We start from the raw sequence: 15,371 nt of genomic DNA, 5'->3' as shown, positions 1-15,371 counted from the left end.
GTACAGTCGCAGGCGAAGGGGGACCTTCGCTTGTATTCCGTTTCATGGGGTGTTTTTAGATGCTAGGCAGCCATGTATTTCAAAATATAGATTTTATATGTTTCACAATAATTCGGCTATATTTCATGATAAACGCACTCGACCTAAGAGGTCGGTGTAGACGTTTATTGTGGGGTAGTTGCAATTTTAGAAAAAATAGGTTTTACTTAATGAAGATATTGGTTATGGTAGATAACGTAGTCAAGAAAAGATCGAAAAGGATGTGCCTTAGATGAGCAGCGAATACACACTCAAAATCACCACAGAGCAAGCACGCGAAATGCCCATGGTGGATTTGGCGTTCGAATTGCTGAAGTCGGCGAATACGCCGTTTTACTATCGTGAACTTATGGCTGAAATTGCTAAAATAAAAGGGCTTTCTGAAGATAATGTCATGCAAGTGATTGCCCAGCTATATACGGAGATCAACATCGATGGACGTTTTGCTTGTGTAGGTACGAACCTATGGGGCTTGAAGCGTTGGTATCCAGTTGAGAAGTCCGATGATGCGGTTGGGAATGCGAAGCGTCCTAGAATCATCAACGACGAAGATGATGATCTGGATGAAGACGTCTACGCGGAAGAAGAAGATACATACGCAGAAGAAGACGAGTATGATGCATTTGGTACCGAAACCGAAGAGGAAGAAGAAGCGGAAGAGGATACTGAATTCTTCGAAGACGAAGAAATCGAAGAAGATCTCGGCGAAGCGGGTATCGAAGAGAGCGATGATACTGAGGACGACGAAGATGATTTGGAATCCGATGAGGATGACGAAGATGAAGATTTGGAAGAGGACGAAGACGACAAATAACTTGTCTTGACAGTCACTACGCGTTCAGAGTAAACTATTGCATGGGCTTTAAAAGAATCTTAACAATTCGCGCATGCGTTCAAAAAGTGCCCCGTCACTACGGGTGTCACTTTTTTTGTTTTTTTGCGCTTTTTTTTTGTAATTTGTTCATGAAAACACTTATTTAGCAGAAGCTAATGCTATCACACCTTTGTTCTGGCGACACCCAAGAGCTTACGCATACGAAGCCAGTTTTCTAGCGAAAACGTTTAGCTTATGCTTATGAAGTCAGTTTGATATGAAAGCCAAGCACAAGCTTTTCAAGCACCTTTTCACAATCATTTCAGTTCAAGCTTACGAAGTCAGTTTTCTGGCATAAACTCGAAGACCATGCTTACGAAGCCAGTTTTATACTAAAACTTTTAGGAGGCGTACATAGTGACAAAATACATTTTCGTTACGGGAGGCGTAGTTTCATCCCTTGGCAAAGGAATTACCGCAGCTTCCTTGGGAAGACTGCTTAAGAACAGAGGTTTGAAAGTTACGATCCAGAAGTTCGATCCTTATATTAACGTGGACCCAGGAACCATGAGTCCTTACCAGCATGGCGAAGTTTTCGTAACTGACGATGGTGCAGAAACGGATTTGGATTTAGGTCATTATGAGCGTTTTATCGACATTAATTTGTCCAAAAGCTCGAACGTGACATCAGGTAAAGTGTACTCCTCTGTAATAACCAAAGAGCGTCGCGGGGAGTATTTGGGTGGGACCGTTCAAGTTATCCCTCACATTACCAATGAAATTAAAGAGCGTGTGATTCGCGCAGGCCGTGAAGCTGGGTCCGATGTAGTTATCACCGAAATCGGTGGTACTGTAGGGGATATCGAGAGCTTGCCGTTCCTTGAAGCGATTCGTCAAATGAAAAATGATATCGGCCGCGAGAACGTCATGTACGTTCACGTTACGCTGATTCCTTATATCAAAGCAGCTGGAGAAGTCAAAACAAAACCAACCCAACATAGCGTTAAAGAACTACGCGGTCTAGGTATTCAACCGCACGTGATCGTTTGTCGTACAGAGCATTCATTGACAGAAGATATGAAGCGTAAGCTAGCTTTGTTCTGTGATATCGATCCAGCCGCAGTTATTGAATGTAAAGATGCAGAAACCTTGTATGAAGTACCAATGATGCTTCGCGAGCAAGGTTTGGATGACTATGTTGTGAATCACTTGAAGTTGAACACGAATCAACCGGATATGACGGAATGGGAGAGCCTTGTTCGCAAGGTCAAATCCTTAACGAAGAAGACTGAGATCGCTATCGTAGGGAAGTACGTCGCTCTTCATGATGCGTACCTGAGTATCGTTGAAGCCCTTGGACATGCGGGTATCGATAATGATTCCGAGATTGATATTCGTTGGGTCAATGCAGAAGATATTTACGACCACAACGTGCATTCACTTCTCTCTGGCGTTCAAGGGATTCTTGTACCAGGCGGATTTGGTGATCGCGGGATCGAAGGGAAAGTCGCGGCAATTCGCTATGCACGTGAGAAAGAGATTCCTTTCTTCGGTATTTGCTTGGGGATGCAGGTTGCTGTTATCGAATACGCACGTTCTGTTTGCGGTTTGGATGGCGCGAATAGCTCCGAGATCAATCCAACAACGGCGTACCCAGTTATCGATCTATTGCCAGAGCAAAAGGATATCGAAAATCTAGGCGGTACGATGCGTTTAGGTCTATACCCTTGCAAGCTGACTCCGGGTTCACTAGCTGCGACTACGTATAATGATGAGCTTGTTTACGAGAGACATCGTCACCGGTATGAATTTAATAATGAATACCGTGAGTTGATTGAATCCGCAGGCTTGCGTATTTCAGGTACATCACCGGATGGTCGTCTGGTTGAGATGGTAGAGCTTCCAGGTCACCCTTGGTTCTTGGCTGTACAATTCCACCCGGAATTTACATCCCGTCCGAACCGTCCTCAGCCGCTTTTCCGTGAATTCGTGAAAGCTGCACAATTGATTTCTCGTTAAAAATCACGTTGCGAATCAGGGAGATGTCTCCTGATAATCAACTTTTATGTAAAACTTTTCAAAAAGCCGCTCTCCTCAGAAGGAAAACGAAAATGAATAGCGAATACCTTGACTTATAGGATTGGAACTTGTTATTCGTTTTCGGGAGGGGACTTGGCAGATGAAGAAAAAAGTGTTGGTAGTGGATGATCAAAATGGAATTCGTGTGCTCCTCATGGAAGTGTTCAGTAACGAAGGGTACGACACCTATCAAGCCTCCAATGGCAAGTTGGCCTTGGATATCGTAAGAAATGTTTCACCTGACCTCATACTACTAGACATGAAAATACCCGGTATGGACGGACTTGATATTTTGAAACATGTCAAAGAAATTGATGTATCTATCAAAGTGATTATGATGACGGCATATGGTGAGCTGGATATGATCAAAGAAGCGACGGATTTAGGTGCAATTATGCATTTTACGAAGCCATTTGATATTGATGAGCTGCGACTGGCTGTTAATATGCAATTGAATAATGAAACGAGCAGTGGTTTCGCCGTAGGATCCTAGTCATAGGGTCTTTTTTTGTTGTGGAATAGTAAGGCTTGGTTATCATTTGAAAAGTTATGTGCTATAATAACTCAGGTATGACAGAGAGCGGTATGCGCATCTAATAAAGAGGTTCTAGGAGGAAGAGAAACATGGCATTGGTTTCAATGAATGAATTTTTACCTAAGGCAAAAGCGAACAAGTTCGCGGTAGGACAATTTAATATGAACAATCTTGAGTTCGCTCAAGCGATTGTTGAAGCTGCAATCGAACTGAAATCCCCGTTCATTTATGGTGTTAGCGAAGGCGCACTGAAATATATGGGTATCGAGTTTACAGTAGCTATTGCTGAAGCAGCAGCTAAGAAATCCGGTCTTCCGATCGCTTTGCACTTGGACCACGGTAGTTCGTTTGAAGTAGCAATGAAATGTATCCGTGCAGGATTCAGCTCCGTTATGTTCGATGGTTCCCACTATTCTTTCGAAGAGAACATTCGTTTAACGAAAGAAGTTGTTAAAGCTGCTCGTGCAATGGGCGTATCCGTTGAGGGTGAGCTTGGAACAATTGGTGGCGTTGAGGATGACATTTCCGTTGATGAAGAGCACGCTAACCTTGCAAAACCAGAAGAAGCGATCCGTTTCTATGAAGAAACAGGCGTGGATTGTTTGGCAATCGCAGTAGGTACTGCACACGGTATGTACGCAGGCGAGCCGAACATTCACTTTGATATTATTGAAGCAGTTTCCAAAGCAATCCCAGTTCCAGTTGTATTGCACGGTGGATCTGGCGTTCCAGACGAAATGATCCGTAGATCAATTGCAGCAGGCGTTGGCAAAATCAACGTGAATACAGAGAATCAAGTGGCATGCACAGAGAGCATCCGCGCAGCTCTGAACAAAGATGCTAAAATTTATGATCCTCGTAAATATCTCACCCCAGCTCGTAACGCTATGATCGAAGTAGTAAAATCCAAAATTCAATTGTTCGGAAGCAGCAACCAAGCTTAATTCCAAATTGTATAGACAGGATAGGAAATGCAGTAATACACGGATGGATGGTCGACAAATGTTGCCATCAGTCTGTGTCATTACAGGCGTTTCCTTCTTCTGTTTGTTGATAACATAGCAGGAAATGTCATCCTTTTGCTTCGCATCAAGTTTGACAAACGCGTTCATCCCTAAGGGAAGACGAAGTCGTTTGTTTTACCTCACGCTTATTTATTTATTTCCTTTTTGTGGTTGTGGATTTTCGTCGCATGGTTGTGGAATTTAGTAGAATTTGTTGATTAACGTTTGTGAGAAGGCACCTGGTTTAGGGGGAGAAGTATGTTGGAGAAATTAATGGTGGTCGGTGGACGTCCGCTACGGGGAACAGTTCAAATCAGTGGAGCAAAGAATAGTGCGATTGCACTTATTCCTGCCGCAGTACTTGCAGAAACACCAGTAACGTTGGATAACCTTCCGCATCTAAGTGATGTGGCTATATATACAGAAATTTTGACTGATCTAGGCGCAACTATCGATTGGAATGAAGATCGCATGACGATCGACCCAAGTCAAATGAAGTCTCTTGCGATGCCAAATGGCAAAGTGAAGAAGCTGCGGGCATCGTATTATTTAATGGGCGCTCTTTTGGGCAGATTTGGAGAGGCGACAATTGGACTTCCAGGCGGGTGTAATTTTGAACCGCGTCCGATTGACTTGCATATTAAAGGTTTTGAAGCTTTGGGTGCCGTGGTCAGCAATGAGAACGGAGCGCTTCATATTCGTGCGAAGGAACTGCGCGGGGCTAAGATTTATTTGGACATGGCAAGTGTTGGCGCAACCATCAATATCATGTTGGCCGCTTCACGAGCTAAGGGATTAACAACAATTGAAAATGCGGCGAAAGAGCCTGAAATTATAGATGTGGCAACACTTTTGAATTCGATGGGTGCGAAAATTAAGGGAGCTGGTACGGATACGATTCGTATTGAAGGGGTTTCTGAACTCCATGGCTGCCGTCATTCCATTATCCCCGATCGTATTCAAGCAGGAACGTATATGATTGCTGCAGCAGCGACGCGCGGCGATGTTACGGTAGACAATGTGATTCCTAAGCATTTGGAGGCACTTACGGCGAAGCTTCAAGAGATGGGTGTACATGTCTACGAAATGGACGAATCCATTCGCATCGTAGGCCAGCCTATCTACGAAAGCGTAGATGTGAAAGCATTAATTTACCCTGGGTTTGCAACGGATTTACAGTCTCCAATGTCCAGCCTGCTTTGCCAAGCAAAGGGTGTTAGTGTATTAACAGATCATGTTTATAGCAATCGATTTAAGCATATTCCTGAGCTTGTACGCATGGGTGCTAAGATAAGAGTTGAAGGACGTTCGGCCATCATTGAAGGCTCGCAACTGAGCTCGGCCAAAGTAAGAGCAACAGATTTGCGCGCGGGAGCGGCTTTGGTTATCGCAGGTCTAAGTGTAATGACTGGCGGAGTTACCGAAGTGTCTGGTGTGGAGTTCATTGATCGCGGTTATGAGAATTTAGTATTCAATCTATCTTCCCTAGGTGCAGAAGTTTGGCGTGAGAACGAGGAATAAAGTACCAAACAACAGGCAATGCTAGAATCCAATTGAAAATTTAATAGTTTGGTGGTTGAAACATGAGCATGCAGCTTGCTGAGCTTGAAGTACTCAAGCTTACTGAATTATATAAACTAGCTAAGAAACATCAGATCCCATATTACGGTACGCTGAAGAAAAGAGAACTCATTTTTGCCATTTTACGTGCACAAGCAGCAGAGAGTGGATTCCTGTTCATGCAAGGTGTCCTGGAAATATTGCAAGAGGGATTCGGATTCTTACGTCCGATCAACTACTTGCCAAGTTCAGAGGATATCTATATTTCAGCCTCTCAAATTCGCAAGTTTGATTTACGTTCAGGGGATATCGTCTCTGGTAAGTGTCGTCCTCCCAAAGAGAATGAGCGCTATTATGGGCTTCTCCAGGTAGAAGCCGTGAATGGCGAGAAGCCTGAAACAGCTTCGGAACGCTTACATTTCCCAGCGCTGACGCCTCTCTATCCTGATACACGCATTACGTTGGAGACAGAGCCTACCAAGATTTCAATGCGGATTATGGACTTGCTTGCTCCTGTCGGCTTGGGTCAGCGCGGACTTGTTGTAGCGCCGCCTAAAGCGGGTAAAACGTTATTGCTCAAAGAAATCGCGAACAGTATTTCTACGAATTATCCCGAGATTGAGCTATTCGTTCTGCTGATTGACGAGCGTCCGGAGGAAGTTACCGATATGCAGCGCTCTGTCAAAGGCGAAGTCGTCGCTTCAACCTTCGATGAGCTTCCGGAGAATCACATTAAAGTTGCTGAACTTGTTCTAGAACGTGCTATGCGTCTAGTTGAACATAAAAAAGATGTCGTTATCCTGCTTGATAGTATTACACGCTTAGCAAGAGCGTATAACCTCGTAGTTCCGCCTTCAGGCCGGACGTTGTCCGGTGGTGTTGACCCCGCGGCATTCCATCGTCCTAAGCGTTTTTTCGGAGCTGCTCGTAACATTGAAGAAGGCGGCAGCTTAACCATTCTTGCCACAGCACTCGTTGAAACAGGTTCGCGTATGGATGACGTCATTTATGAAGAATTTAAAGGTACAGGGAATTTGGAGCTTCATCTCGATCGTAAAATGGCCGAACGCCGTATCTTCCCTGCTATCGACATTCGTCGTTCTGGGACTCGCCGCGAGGAAGCGTTGCTCAGCAAAGATGAGCTAGAGAAAGTATGGGCACTTCGCAAGGGCATGAATGATTCACATGAGTATACCGAAGCCTTTATTAAAAAGCTTGCGGATACGAAGACGAATCAAGAGTTTTTGGACTCGCTGGCATCCCCAGGGGCGGCAGCGTCCTCAGGAGCGAGCAAGGGGAAAGTCAAAAACTCAGCATCGTAAGTTTACAGATAACGAGCGATCGTTATACAAAGAGGAGTACCGTTATGAACTTGGTTTATTCAGATTCACAAGGAAATGTATTTGATCATCCTGATTATTTGGCTCTCGGTCGAAATGCAGAAATGATCACTGAAATATTAGATGAAGAACTGATCCCTCTTCCCGAGGGGTCAACACTCGTGAGTCTGCCCTTCACTCGTCCGGTCGGCATTGATGCTGCAACGGGTGACATGAAGCTGGTGGAAGGGGATTATCACGCCGTTGGAGCCTTGCTTCCGCAGGGCTTCACAAGACTTCTTCTCCCGGGTTATGTGAAATCGGATAAAACGAAGGCACTGCCTTTGTTCGGTTACACGGCTGTGGTGTGGAAAGAGGACGGCTTTTACGTGGCTGCGCGGTTGACTGATAATCCGTACTTCTGGAACCCGGTTCACTGTGACCCTGATGAGCTCGAGGTAGAAGTCAAACGGCTAGTCGCCAAGTACCCGGAGAATCGCTTATATGCGCATTTATCGAACTGTGCGCTTGGTTACGAATGCTTAACGGCTTCGAATACGTTCTTGCAGCGCTGGGAAGGGGCTGTCCCTGTCTCGTACTCCTGCAACGCAGGATGCTTCGGGTGCATCTCAGAGCAGCCGGATGAGAGCGGCTTTGTCGCTCCCCAAACGCGCATGAATTTCAAACCGAAAGTCGAAGAGATTACAGAGATCATGTTAGAGCATCTGCGGACGCCGGAGAGCATCATCTCCTTCGGCCAAGGTTGCGAAGGGGAACCGAGCACGCAGGCTGTCATCATTATTGATGCCATCAAGCGGGTACGTGAGCAAACGAAAATGGGCTACATCAATATCAACACGAATGCGGGCCTTACGGATCATATTCGCGGTATTGTTGACGCTGGTCTTGATTTGATGCGCGTAAGTACGATCAGCGCTTTGGATGATCACTACAACGCCTACTACAAGCCAAGAGCCTATACGCTCAAGAATGTAGAAAAATCACTCCGATATGCAACCGATAAAGGTGTCATTACATCGATTAACTACCTCGTATTCCCAGGTGTAACCGATCGGGAAGAGGAAATTGAAGCGATGATTGAATTTGTACGCAGAACGGGATTGAAATTGATTCAATTGCGCAACCTGAATATTGATCCCGAGAGTTACTTAGGCATTATTCCTAAGGCTCAGGGAGAGCTGCTAGGAATGAAGCAAATGATCGAGATTTTTGAGCAGGAATTGCCGGATGTTGTTCTAGGTTCTTACTCCCACACACCTAAATTCTATACGAGTGATCGTACGCTTACGACTGTGCTTTAAGCTAATTAGGTGGAAGTATTACCCCAATGATTTCTCATTGCATCCAGACTTGCGAGTATGCTACAATGCAGTAGTACGTCCATTAACTCTGTTTCAGCAAATGATTCAGGGCGGAAAGAGGTGAACCAAATGAAAGCAGGAATTCATCCTACTTATCATGCAACCACAGTGACTTGCGCTTGTGGTAACGTGTTCGAAACGGGTTCAATCAAGCCAAATCTTCGTGTTGAGATTTGCTCCAATTGCCATCCTTTCTACACAGGTAAACAAAAGTTTATCGATGTAGGCGGCCGTGTCGACAAGTTCAAAAAGAAATACGGAATCTAATTGGTATCATTTGCTTGATTGCCAATCAGCATAAGACAACCTCCCTTGGTCATCCTAAGTTTAGGCTTAGAGTCCAATGGGAGGTGTTTTTATGTTCAAGGGTCTAGTTAAGCTAACAGGAGCGGCTTTCCTTATAGCGAGTTTAGTAGGCTGTGGCATGTGGACGGGGAACAACAAGAAAACGGATGACAACTCTACGTATAAAGTTCAGAATTATAAGCAAGACGGCATGTTGGGTATCACGAGTGTGAACCCGAATAATCCGTTGAACCCTACGTATCATCATTATGAGGATGATGCGAATCTCATGAAGGCAGTGCTTGCTCAGCTGCCAGGCATTGAGAAGACCAATATTGCGATCAACGGGCCTTCAGCCAACGTGCGCATCCGACCGAATGCTTCGTTGACGACAGCCCAGATCGAGGAGCTGCGTTCGCAAGCGCAAATGGCTTTGGAAACGAACATGCCACGGTATAAGATACAGGTAAGAATGGTGCATTAATCAGAGAGACTTTAGCTAACGCTAAAGAGGTAGTTTTTCCCCTCAGGTTGCTATTTGGCAGTGAATCAGCTATACTATTTTTACTGTGCTAGACGGGGAGGTAGCGGTGCCCTGTAACTCGCAATCCGCTGTAGCGAGGTTGAATTCCTGTTAGCGGTACTGTGATGTGAGGTCTGGCTCTTACACGTGGTGTTGAGAGTTGGGTCCTTCGCAATGGATGCTCATGAACCCGGTCAGGTCTGGAAGGAAGCAGCCGTAAGTGAGATGTTCCATGTGCCGAGGGGCTGCCTGATTTGAGCCAACGATAAGAGTTCGCTTGTATCACTTTATCAATAACAGGTGCACGGTGTAATCATACCGTATATGTAAGAACACATAACCGAAACGCCAGCAAGTAGGGCGTTTTTTCTTTTACATTCAGCAGGAAAAATATGACTTTAAAGAGAATCTTTATATCATACATACAAGCACTGATGCCGCTCAAAGATCGTTCGATAAGAGAAAGTGAAGGAGCTGTTGACATGCCCATTCATTCGCCTCAGATGTACTCGGTATCGATAGACGAACTACGGAAGTTATTCAATCATAGTTTACAAATAGGTATGCTGATGGTTGATGAGGATGAGAAGCTTCTTCTTGCCACGGATCAGCTCTTAAAAGTTTCAGGCTATTCAGCGGATGAAATTACAGGCGTTGCGTTCTCTCATTTTTTTAAAGTGAGGGCTTCTTTGCGTGAGTTGTATGAATTTCATTTTAAGAATGAGATGGATGTAGGCGAGTGGCCTCATGGATTTTTGCTGGGCAAAAACGGGGGAATGATTTACTTCCAATTCTCGGTGCTCAAGCTTAATCACGCGAATTCATCAATATATCTATTATCTTTGAAAAATAAAGAAGAAGGCAAAACGTTAAACTTGCTGCAACGGTTTTCGGATGCCTTTTTGAAAGATATCAATTTAGGTGTGCTATTAATTAATATGGATTATCGACTTGCCGACATCAGTGATCGGGCCTGTCAAATGCTAGCGATGGAGAAAGAACATATCCTCAATAAGTCGTTGGATGAGATTTTTGCCACGGTTCCTAGCCAGCATCAGCTCGTGCAGCGAACGATTTTGCATGGTGCGATTGTCCGCAATCATGCCGTTTCCTGGACAAATAATCAAGAACGGTTTGATTTGCTTCTCGATTCTAATGTTTTGAAGGATAGTCAAGGGACTATCGTGGGAGCTTACGTCATTTTCAAAGATGTTACCAATATGCGCTCACTGGAACAAATGGTTCAGAGAAGTGATCGGCTTGCCATGATTGGACAGATTGCCGCAGGTACAGCGCATGAAATCCGAAATCCCTTAACATCAATCAAAGGTTTCTTACAGATGCTCCGACGCACATTCGGTGACCGTGGGATGGATAAGGAACAAAACTTTACCGATGTGATGCTGGGAGAGATTGATCGGATTAATGCTTTGGTGAATGAGTTTCTAATGCTGAGTAAGCCGAAGCATGTGTCCTATGATCGTGTTCATGTTACGGAAGTCATGCATGGCATAGTGCCGGTCATTCATAATGAGGCTATCCTATATAACGTTCAGCTCCACTACGAGGCTTCTTCTCATCTCCCTGAAGTGATTGCGGATAATGAGCTCTTGAAGCAAGTGTTCTTGAATGTATGCAAAAATGGGATCGAAGCCATGCCCGAAGGTGGGGTATTAACGATATCGGAGCGTGTCGATACGAATGAGCGAAATGTGTGTGTGGATATTCATGACACTGGTTCAGGGATTCCACTGTTCGTCATTGATAAAATTTTCGATCCCTTCTTTACGACGAAGGATACGGGGACTGGACTCGGGCTCTCCGTCTGCCAACGTATCATTCATGATATGGGCGGGACGATTCGTGTAGCCTCCAAAGGCTTTGGGACGACATTCACCATAACGATTCCCTATACGTGATCCTCTATTTCATCCCTCGAAGCGTTATAGTATAATAGATACAGTCAATCCACGCAGGGATTATTGGAGAGGAACACTATGGCACACATTGCTTTGTATCGTACGTGGAGGTCGCAGACGTTTCGTGATGTTGTCGGACAGAGGCATATCACACAAACACTGCAGAACTCTTTGCGTGAAAATCGCCTAACCCATGCTTATTTGTTTAACGGACCCCGTGGAACGGGTAAAACAAGTACAGCCAAAATATTAGCCAAAGCCATCAACTGCTTAAACGGACCCTCTGAGGAGCCGTGCAATCAATGCTCTGCCTGTGAGCGTATCACAGAAGGCGCTGTAATGGACGTAGTAGAGATCGATGCGGCTTCCAATCGCGGTGTGGAAGAAATTCGTGATATCCGAGATAAAGTGAAATACGCACCGACCGAAGTCAGGCAGAAAGTGTACATTATCGATGAAGTGCATATGCTGACGACAGAAGCGTTCAATGCTTTACTGAAGACATTGGAAGAGCCGCCGGCGCACGTGATGTTTATTTTGGCGACAACGGAGCCTCATAAGATTCCCGCAACGATTATTTCTCGCTGTCAACGCTTCGACTTCCGTCGCGTATCCATGGAGGATGAGGTGGGGCGTCTACAGTATGTTTGTGATCAAGAGCGAATTTCGATTGATAAAGAAGCTCTTCACTATATAGCAAGATTATCCGATGGTGGGATGCGGGATGCGTTAAGTCTGCTGGATCAGGCTGCATCTTTTGCTACGGGAGAAATTCAGCTTGCCGATATTTTGTCGATCACAGGCGGTATAGCTTCGGACCAATTTAAGAGACTGGTCACGTATATCAAGGAACAGAATCTAGGGGCAGCTCTAGAGTTAATTGATACCTTCATGCAAGAGGGGAAGAGCGCAGACAAGTGTATTGAGAATTTAATTCACTATTTCCGCGATTTGCTGATGGTGCGAATGGTACCGAATTCACCTGTGATCTCCGAACGCGTATTTGATATGGCAGAGCTTAAAGAAATTGCGAGTCACTTCACGCCAAGTGAAATGATGAGTATGATTGAAACGCTGAACCATTATCAGAGTGAGATGAAATACTCGGTACAGCCGCAAACTTTACTTGAAATTTCTATTATGAAAATAAGTGGTGGCCATCGAGGGACAGAAGGCAGCTCGGTTGTTCGTTCCTTGGAGCAAAGCGGCGGGCGCCCTCCGCAAGGGGATCTTATCGCTCAGTTGAGCCAAAGAATGAAACAACTTGAAGATCAGCTAGCACAACTGGTAAAATCGGGAGTGACAGTTGCTTCGGGTGAGAGCTCTAAGCAAGCGCCAGCTGCCAAAGTCGCTGTCGCCTCGGCACCGTCTAAGAAGTCGGGACTTAAGCTGGACCCCTATTTGAAGGCCTCCGAAAGTCCAGAGACGAAGACCGCGCTGATGAAGTGGAGTCAAGTGTTAGGTGATGTCAAAGAGAAGAAGATTACCGTTCACGCTTGGTTCGTTAATGGTGATCTGGTAGCAATGCTAGATGATGTTGTACTCGTAGCATTCAAGAATGATATGCATCGCAATACAACGGAGAAGCCAGAGAATAAAGTCATTATTGAACAAGTGCTTTCTTCTGTGTTTGGAAAACCAATGCGTTTGTTGACCTTAATGCGTAAGGAATGGGATGATGCGAAGAGTGAAGCAACGCACGCCCCGCCTGAAGAGATGGAATTAGTGGCAGAGGATGGTCGCGGAAACGCGGTCAAAGAAGAATGGATATCCGAAGCCATTCAATTGTTTGGTGAAGACTTAGTAACAATTAAAGAAGACTAACGATAAGGGAGCGATCTATTATGAATAACATGAACCAAATGATGAAACAAGTGAAAAAAATGCAAGAGCAAATGATGAAGGCACAAGAAGAACTAGGCACGAAAATGATTGAAGGAACAGCTGGCGGCGGTGTGGTAACGTGTATCATTAACGGACACAAGAAAGTACAAAGCATCACAATCAAACCAGAAGCGGTTGATCCAGAGGATGTTGAAATGCTGCAAGATCTAGTTCTGACTGCTGTTAATGACGCAATGTCCAAAGCAGAAGAAATCGCTAACAAAGATATGGGCAAATTCACAGGCGGTATGAATATCCCTGGATTGTTCTAAGAAGCCAAGAACCAACGATTCTGCACCATGAAGGAGTACTTCCTTTGTATTACCCCGAACCGATAGCGAAGTTAATCGATGCCTTCTCTCGATTGCCGGGAGTAGGTCCCAAGACAGCGGGGCGCTTAGCCTTTCACGTCCTTCGTATGAAAGAAGAAGATGTGATCGATTTTGCCAAGTCGCTTGTTAATGTAAAGCGGAACCTGCACTATTGCTCCGTCTGCTGCAATATTACTGATGTGGATCCTTGTCGGATTTGTCAGGATAAAAGTCGTGATAGTTCCGTCATCTGTGTTGTGCAGGAGCCGAAGGACTTGGTTGCACTAGAGCGAACCAAAGAATTTGAAGGCTATTATCATGTGCTGCATGGTGCAATATCTCCGATGGAGGGAATAGGTCCAGATCAAATTCATATCGCTGAATTGCTCAAGCGTTTGGGTGATGAAACGGTGCAGGAATTAATTCTGGCGACCAATCCCAACATTGAGGGCGAAGCCACAGCGATGTACTTATCTAGACTAATCAAACCCTTTGGGTTGCGGGTTACTCGTATTGCCCATGGCTTGCCGGTAGGCGGCGATTTGGAATATGCGGATGAAGTAACCTTGTCCAAGGCGATGGAAGGTCGCAGGGAATTATAAAAGCATACATGATAGGGAGAGCTGCGAAGCTCTCTTTTTTTTTGCCTAGAAAAATGGCGGTATAAGTTCTGAAAATTCCATAATCCCCATATGTATGAATTAACCCAATTGTGGGAGGAATGGAGGTTTGCCCTATGAAACCGGCTCTATTAGGCATGCGTGGATTTAAGAGTCCGCGAGCGAAGACTGTTCAGGAAGAACTGAAAAGGGACAAGATTATGTTGATTCAAGAAATACGTTCTGCACACCAGACTTGGGTAGCAGCGCAAGCTCACTTTGACTTCGCAGTGGACAAGGATCAGATTGACTATACGATCTACGCAATGGAAGCGGCGGAGAAGAGGTTTGAAATGCTCATCAAACAAGCTAAGAGGCTTGGGATAAGTATGATTGACAGCGATCGTCTAATGGAGGTGTAGAACGTGATTCTTAAATATGCCATTTGGGGGGTGCTGATACTCTCCTCTCTCATGTTGGTGTTGATTGTATTCCGTAGCCGCGGTGGTGGTAGACTAGTAGCGTCTCTAGGTTTAAATGTGGTAGTTGCAGCTTTTCTGTTATACATAATAAATCTACTGAGTGCATATACACATTTAGAATTACCTATTAATACGGCCACCTTAGGAACGGCTACCCTATTAGGGATCCCTGGTGTTATGCTGATGGTTGGAGTGAAATTGGCTTTACTCTGAATGTAAAAATAATACATCTGTAATTAGGTTGACTCTGTTGCGGCATCTGTGTTATCTTATAAAAGTTGCCGCTGAGACATGCGGAAATACAAAAGTAACTTGAGAAAAACAAGTTGCAAAACAAAAGTAACTATGGTATATTGATCTTCCGGCTTTCGAGAGAGAGCGGATAGGACAAGACCAATTGATCTTTGAAAACTGAACAACGAGTGAGTAAGCACGAACGAGAAATCGTTCAAAAAAGAGATTGCAAAATCTCGCTAGCAACGCAAATGAGCAATTAAGCTTTCAAATAGGACGAGCAATCGTCCACTATTATGGAGAGTTTGATCCTGGCTCAGGACGAACGCTGGCGGCGTGCCTAATACATGCAAGTCGAGCGGGTTTACCCTTCGGGGTAAGCTAGCGGCGGACGGGTGAGTA

General features: G+C 44.9%; 15 protein-coding genes, 1 rRNA gene and 1 other RNA gene. All 17 read left to right on the top strand.

Annotated elements, in window-relative coordinates:
* Positions 1-271 precede the first annotated feature (271 nt).
* Positions 272-853, top strand: a complete 582-nt coding sequence (gene rpoE / locus AC58QC_RS23815) for a DNA-directed RNA polymerase subunit delta (protein ID WP_497417530.1) — start codon at positions 272-274, stop codon at positions 851-853.
* A 417-nt stretch (positions 854-1,270) separates the two neighbouring features.
* Positions 1,271-2,872, top strand: coding sequence for a CTP synthase (pyrG, locus tag AC58QC_RS23810; protein ID WP_497417529.1), 1,602 nt, complete (start codon positions 1,271-1,273; stop codon positions 2,870-2,872).
* Positions 2,873-3,032: 160 nt separating this feature from the next.
* Positions 3,033-3,425 (top strand): response regulator, encoded by a 393-nt coding sequence (locus tag AC58QC_RS23805; protein WP_497417528.1) that lies wholly within the window; start codon positions 3,033-3,035, stop codon positions 3,423-3,425.
* Positions 3,426-3,556: 131 nt separating this feature from the next.
* On the top strand, positions 3,557-4,411 hold the full coding sequence (gene fba, locus AC58QC_RS23800; protein ID WP_497268175.1) for a class II fructose-1,6-bisphosphate aldolase: 855 nt from the start codon (positions 3,557-3,559) through the stop codon (positions 4,409-4,411).
* Between the two features lie 321 nt (positions 4,412-4,732).
* Positions 4,733-5,992: a UDP-N-acetylglucosamine 1-carboxyvinyltransferase gene (murA, locus tag AC58QC_RS23795; RefSeq protein ID WP_497417651.1), complete on the top strand. Its 1,260-nt coding sequence runs from the start codon at positions 4,733-4,735 to the stop codon at positions 5,990-5,992.
* Positions 5,993-6,054: 62 nt separating this feature from the next.
* Positions 6,055-7,353 (top strand): transcription termination factor Rho, encoded by a 1,299-nt coding sequence (rho, locus tag AC58QC_RS23790; RefSeq protein ID WP_497417527.1) that lies wholly within the window; start codon positions 6,055-6,057, stop codon positions 7,351-7,353.
* A gap of 44 nt (positions 7,354-7,397) precedes the next feature.
* The gene (locus AC58QC_RS23785; protein ID WP_497417526.1) at positions 7,398-8,672 is read left to right on the top strand and encodes a radical SAM family protein; all 1,275 of its coding nucleotides are present in this window, start codon (positions 7,398-7,400) and stop codon (positions 8,670-8,672) included.
* Positions 8,673-8,801: 129 nt separating this feature from the next.
* The gene (rpmE, locus tag AC58QC_RS23780; RefSeq protein WP_056621960.1) at positions 8,802-8,999 is read left to right on the top strand and encodes a 50S ribosomal protein L31; all 198 of its coding nucleotides are present in this window, start codon (positions 8,802-8,804) and stop codon (positions 8,997-8,999) included.
* A gap of 91 nt (positions 9,000-9,090) precedes the next feature.
* Positions 9,091-9,501 carry a hypothetical protein gene (locus tag AC58QC_RS23775; RefSeq protein WP_497417525.1) on the top strand — a complete coding sequence of 137 codons (411 nt, stop codon included), beginning with the start codon at positions 9,091-9,093 and terminating at the stop codon, positions 9,499-9,501.
* A gap of 83 nt (positions 9,502-9,584) precedes the next feature.
* An RNA gene (ffs, locus tag AC58QC_RS23770) (signal recognition particle sRNA large type) lies at positions 9,585-9,848 on the top strand.
* A gap of 174 nt (positions 9,849-10,022) precedes the next feature.
* On the top strand, positions 10,023-11,459 hold the full coding sequence (locus AC58QC_RS23765; RefSeq protein ID WP_497417524.1) for an ATP-binding protein: 1,437 nt from the start codon (positions 10,023-10,025) through the stop codon (positions 11,457-11,459).
* 78 nt (positions 11,460-11,537) lie between these two features.
* Positions 11,538-13,283 (top strand): DNA polymerase III subunit gamma/tau, encoded by a 1,746-nt coding sequence (gene dnaX / locus AC58QC_RS23760; RefSeq protein WP_497417523.1) that lies wholly within the window; start codon positions 11,538-11,540, stop codon positions 13,281-13,283.
* A 20-nt stretch (positions 13,284-13,303) separates the two neighbouring features.
* A complete protein-coding gene (locus tag AC58QC_RS23755; RefSeq protein ID WP_310501899.1) occupies positions 13,304-13,615 on the top strand; it encodes a YbaB/EbfC family nucleoid-associated protein in 312 nt (103 codons plus the stop codon).
* 44 nt (positions 13,616-13,659) lie between these two features.
* A complete protein-coding gene (recR, locus tag AC58QC_RS23750) occupies positions 13,660-14,256 on the top strand; it encodes a recombination mediator RecR (protein ID WP_497410821.1) in 597 nt (198 codons plus the stop codon).
* A 134-nt stretch (positions 14,257-14,390) separates the two neighbouring features.
* Complete coding sequence (locus AC58QC_RS23745) at positions 14,391-14,675, top strand: DUF2508 family protein (RefSeq protein WP_497417522.1); 285 nt, start codon at positions 14,391-14,393, stop codon at positions 14,673-14,675.
* A 3-nt stretch (positions 14,676-14,678) separates the two neighbouring features.
* Complete coding sequence (locus tag AC58QC_RS23740) at positions 14,679-14,948, top strand: pro-sigmaK processing inhibitor BofA family protein (RefSeq protein WP_497417521.1); 270 nt, start codon at positions 14,679-14,681, stop codon at positions 14,946-14,948.
* Between the two features lie 314 nt (positions 14,949-15,262).
* Positions 15,263-15,371: ribosomal RNA gene (locus AC58QC_RS23735) — 16S ribosomal RNA — on the top strand; the annotation flags it as partial.

The sequence above is a fragment of the Paenibacillus sp. J22P51 genome (assembly GCF_059692215.1).
Note: the sequence above shows the minus strand (reverse complement) of the source record. Positions and strands in the feature narration are given on the sequence as shown.

Bases quoted from the DNA above. Each gene is read 5' to 3' on its own strand.
- dnaX (WP_497417523.1), top strand. From the start codon at position 11,538: ATGGCACACATTGCTTTGTATCGTACGTGGAGGTCGCAGACGTTTCGT.
- AC58QC_RS23745 (WP_497417522.1), top strand. From the start codon at position 14,391: ATGAAACCGGCTCTATTAGGCATGCGTGGATTTAAGAGTCCGCGAGCG.
- rho (WP_497417527.1), top strand. From the start codon at position 6,055: ATGAGCATGCAGCTTGCTGAGCTTGAAGTACTCAAGCTTACTGAATTA.
- AC58QC_RS23765 (WP_497417524.1), top strand. From the start codon at position 10,023: ATGCCCATTCATTCGCCTCAGATGTACTCGGTATCGATAGACGAACTA.
- fba (WP_497268175.1), top strand. From the start codon at position 3,557: ATGGCATTGGTTTCAATGAATGAATTTTTACCTAAGGCAAAAGCGAAC.
- AC58QC_RS23755 (WP_310501899.1), top strand. From the start codon at position 13,304: ATGAATAACATGAACCAAATGATGAAACAAGTGAAAAAAATGCAAGAG.
- rpmE (WP_056621960.1), top strand. From the start codon at position 8,802: ATGAAAGCAGGAATTCATCCTACTTATCATGCAACCACAGTGACTTGC.
- rpoE (WP_497417530.1), top strand. From the start codon at position 272: ATGAGCAGCGAATACACACTCAAAATCACCACAGAGCAAGCACGCGAA.
- AC58QC_RS23775 (WP_497417525.1), top strand. From the start codon at position 9,091: ATGTTCAAGGGTCTAGTTAAGCTAACAGGAGCGGCTTTCCTTATAGCG.
- AC58QC_RS23805 (WP_497417528.1), top strand. From the start codon at position 3,033: ATGAAGAAAAAAGTGTTGGTAGTGGATGATCAAAATGGAATTCGTGTG.
- AC58QC_RS23785 (WP_497417526.1), top strand. From the start codon at position 7,398: ATGAACTTGGTTTATTCAGATTCACAAGGAAATGTATTTGATCATCCT.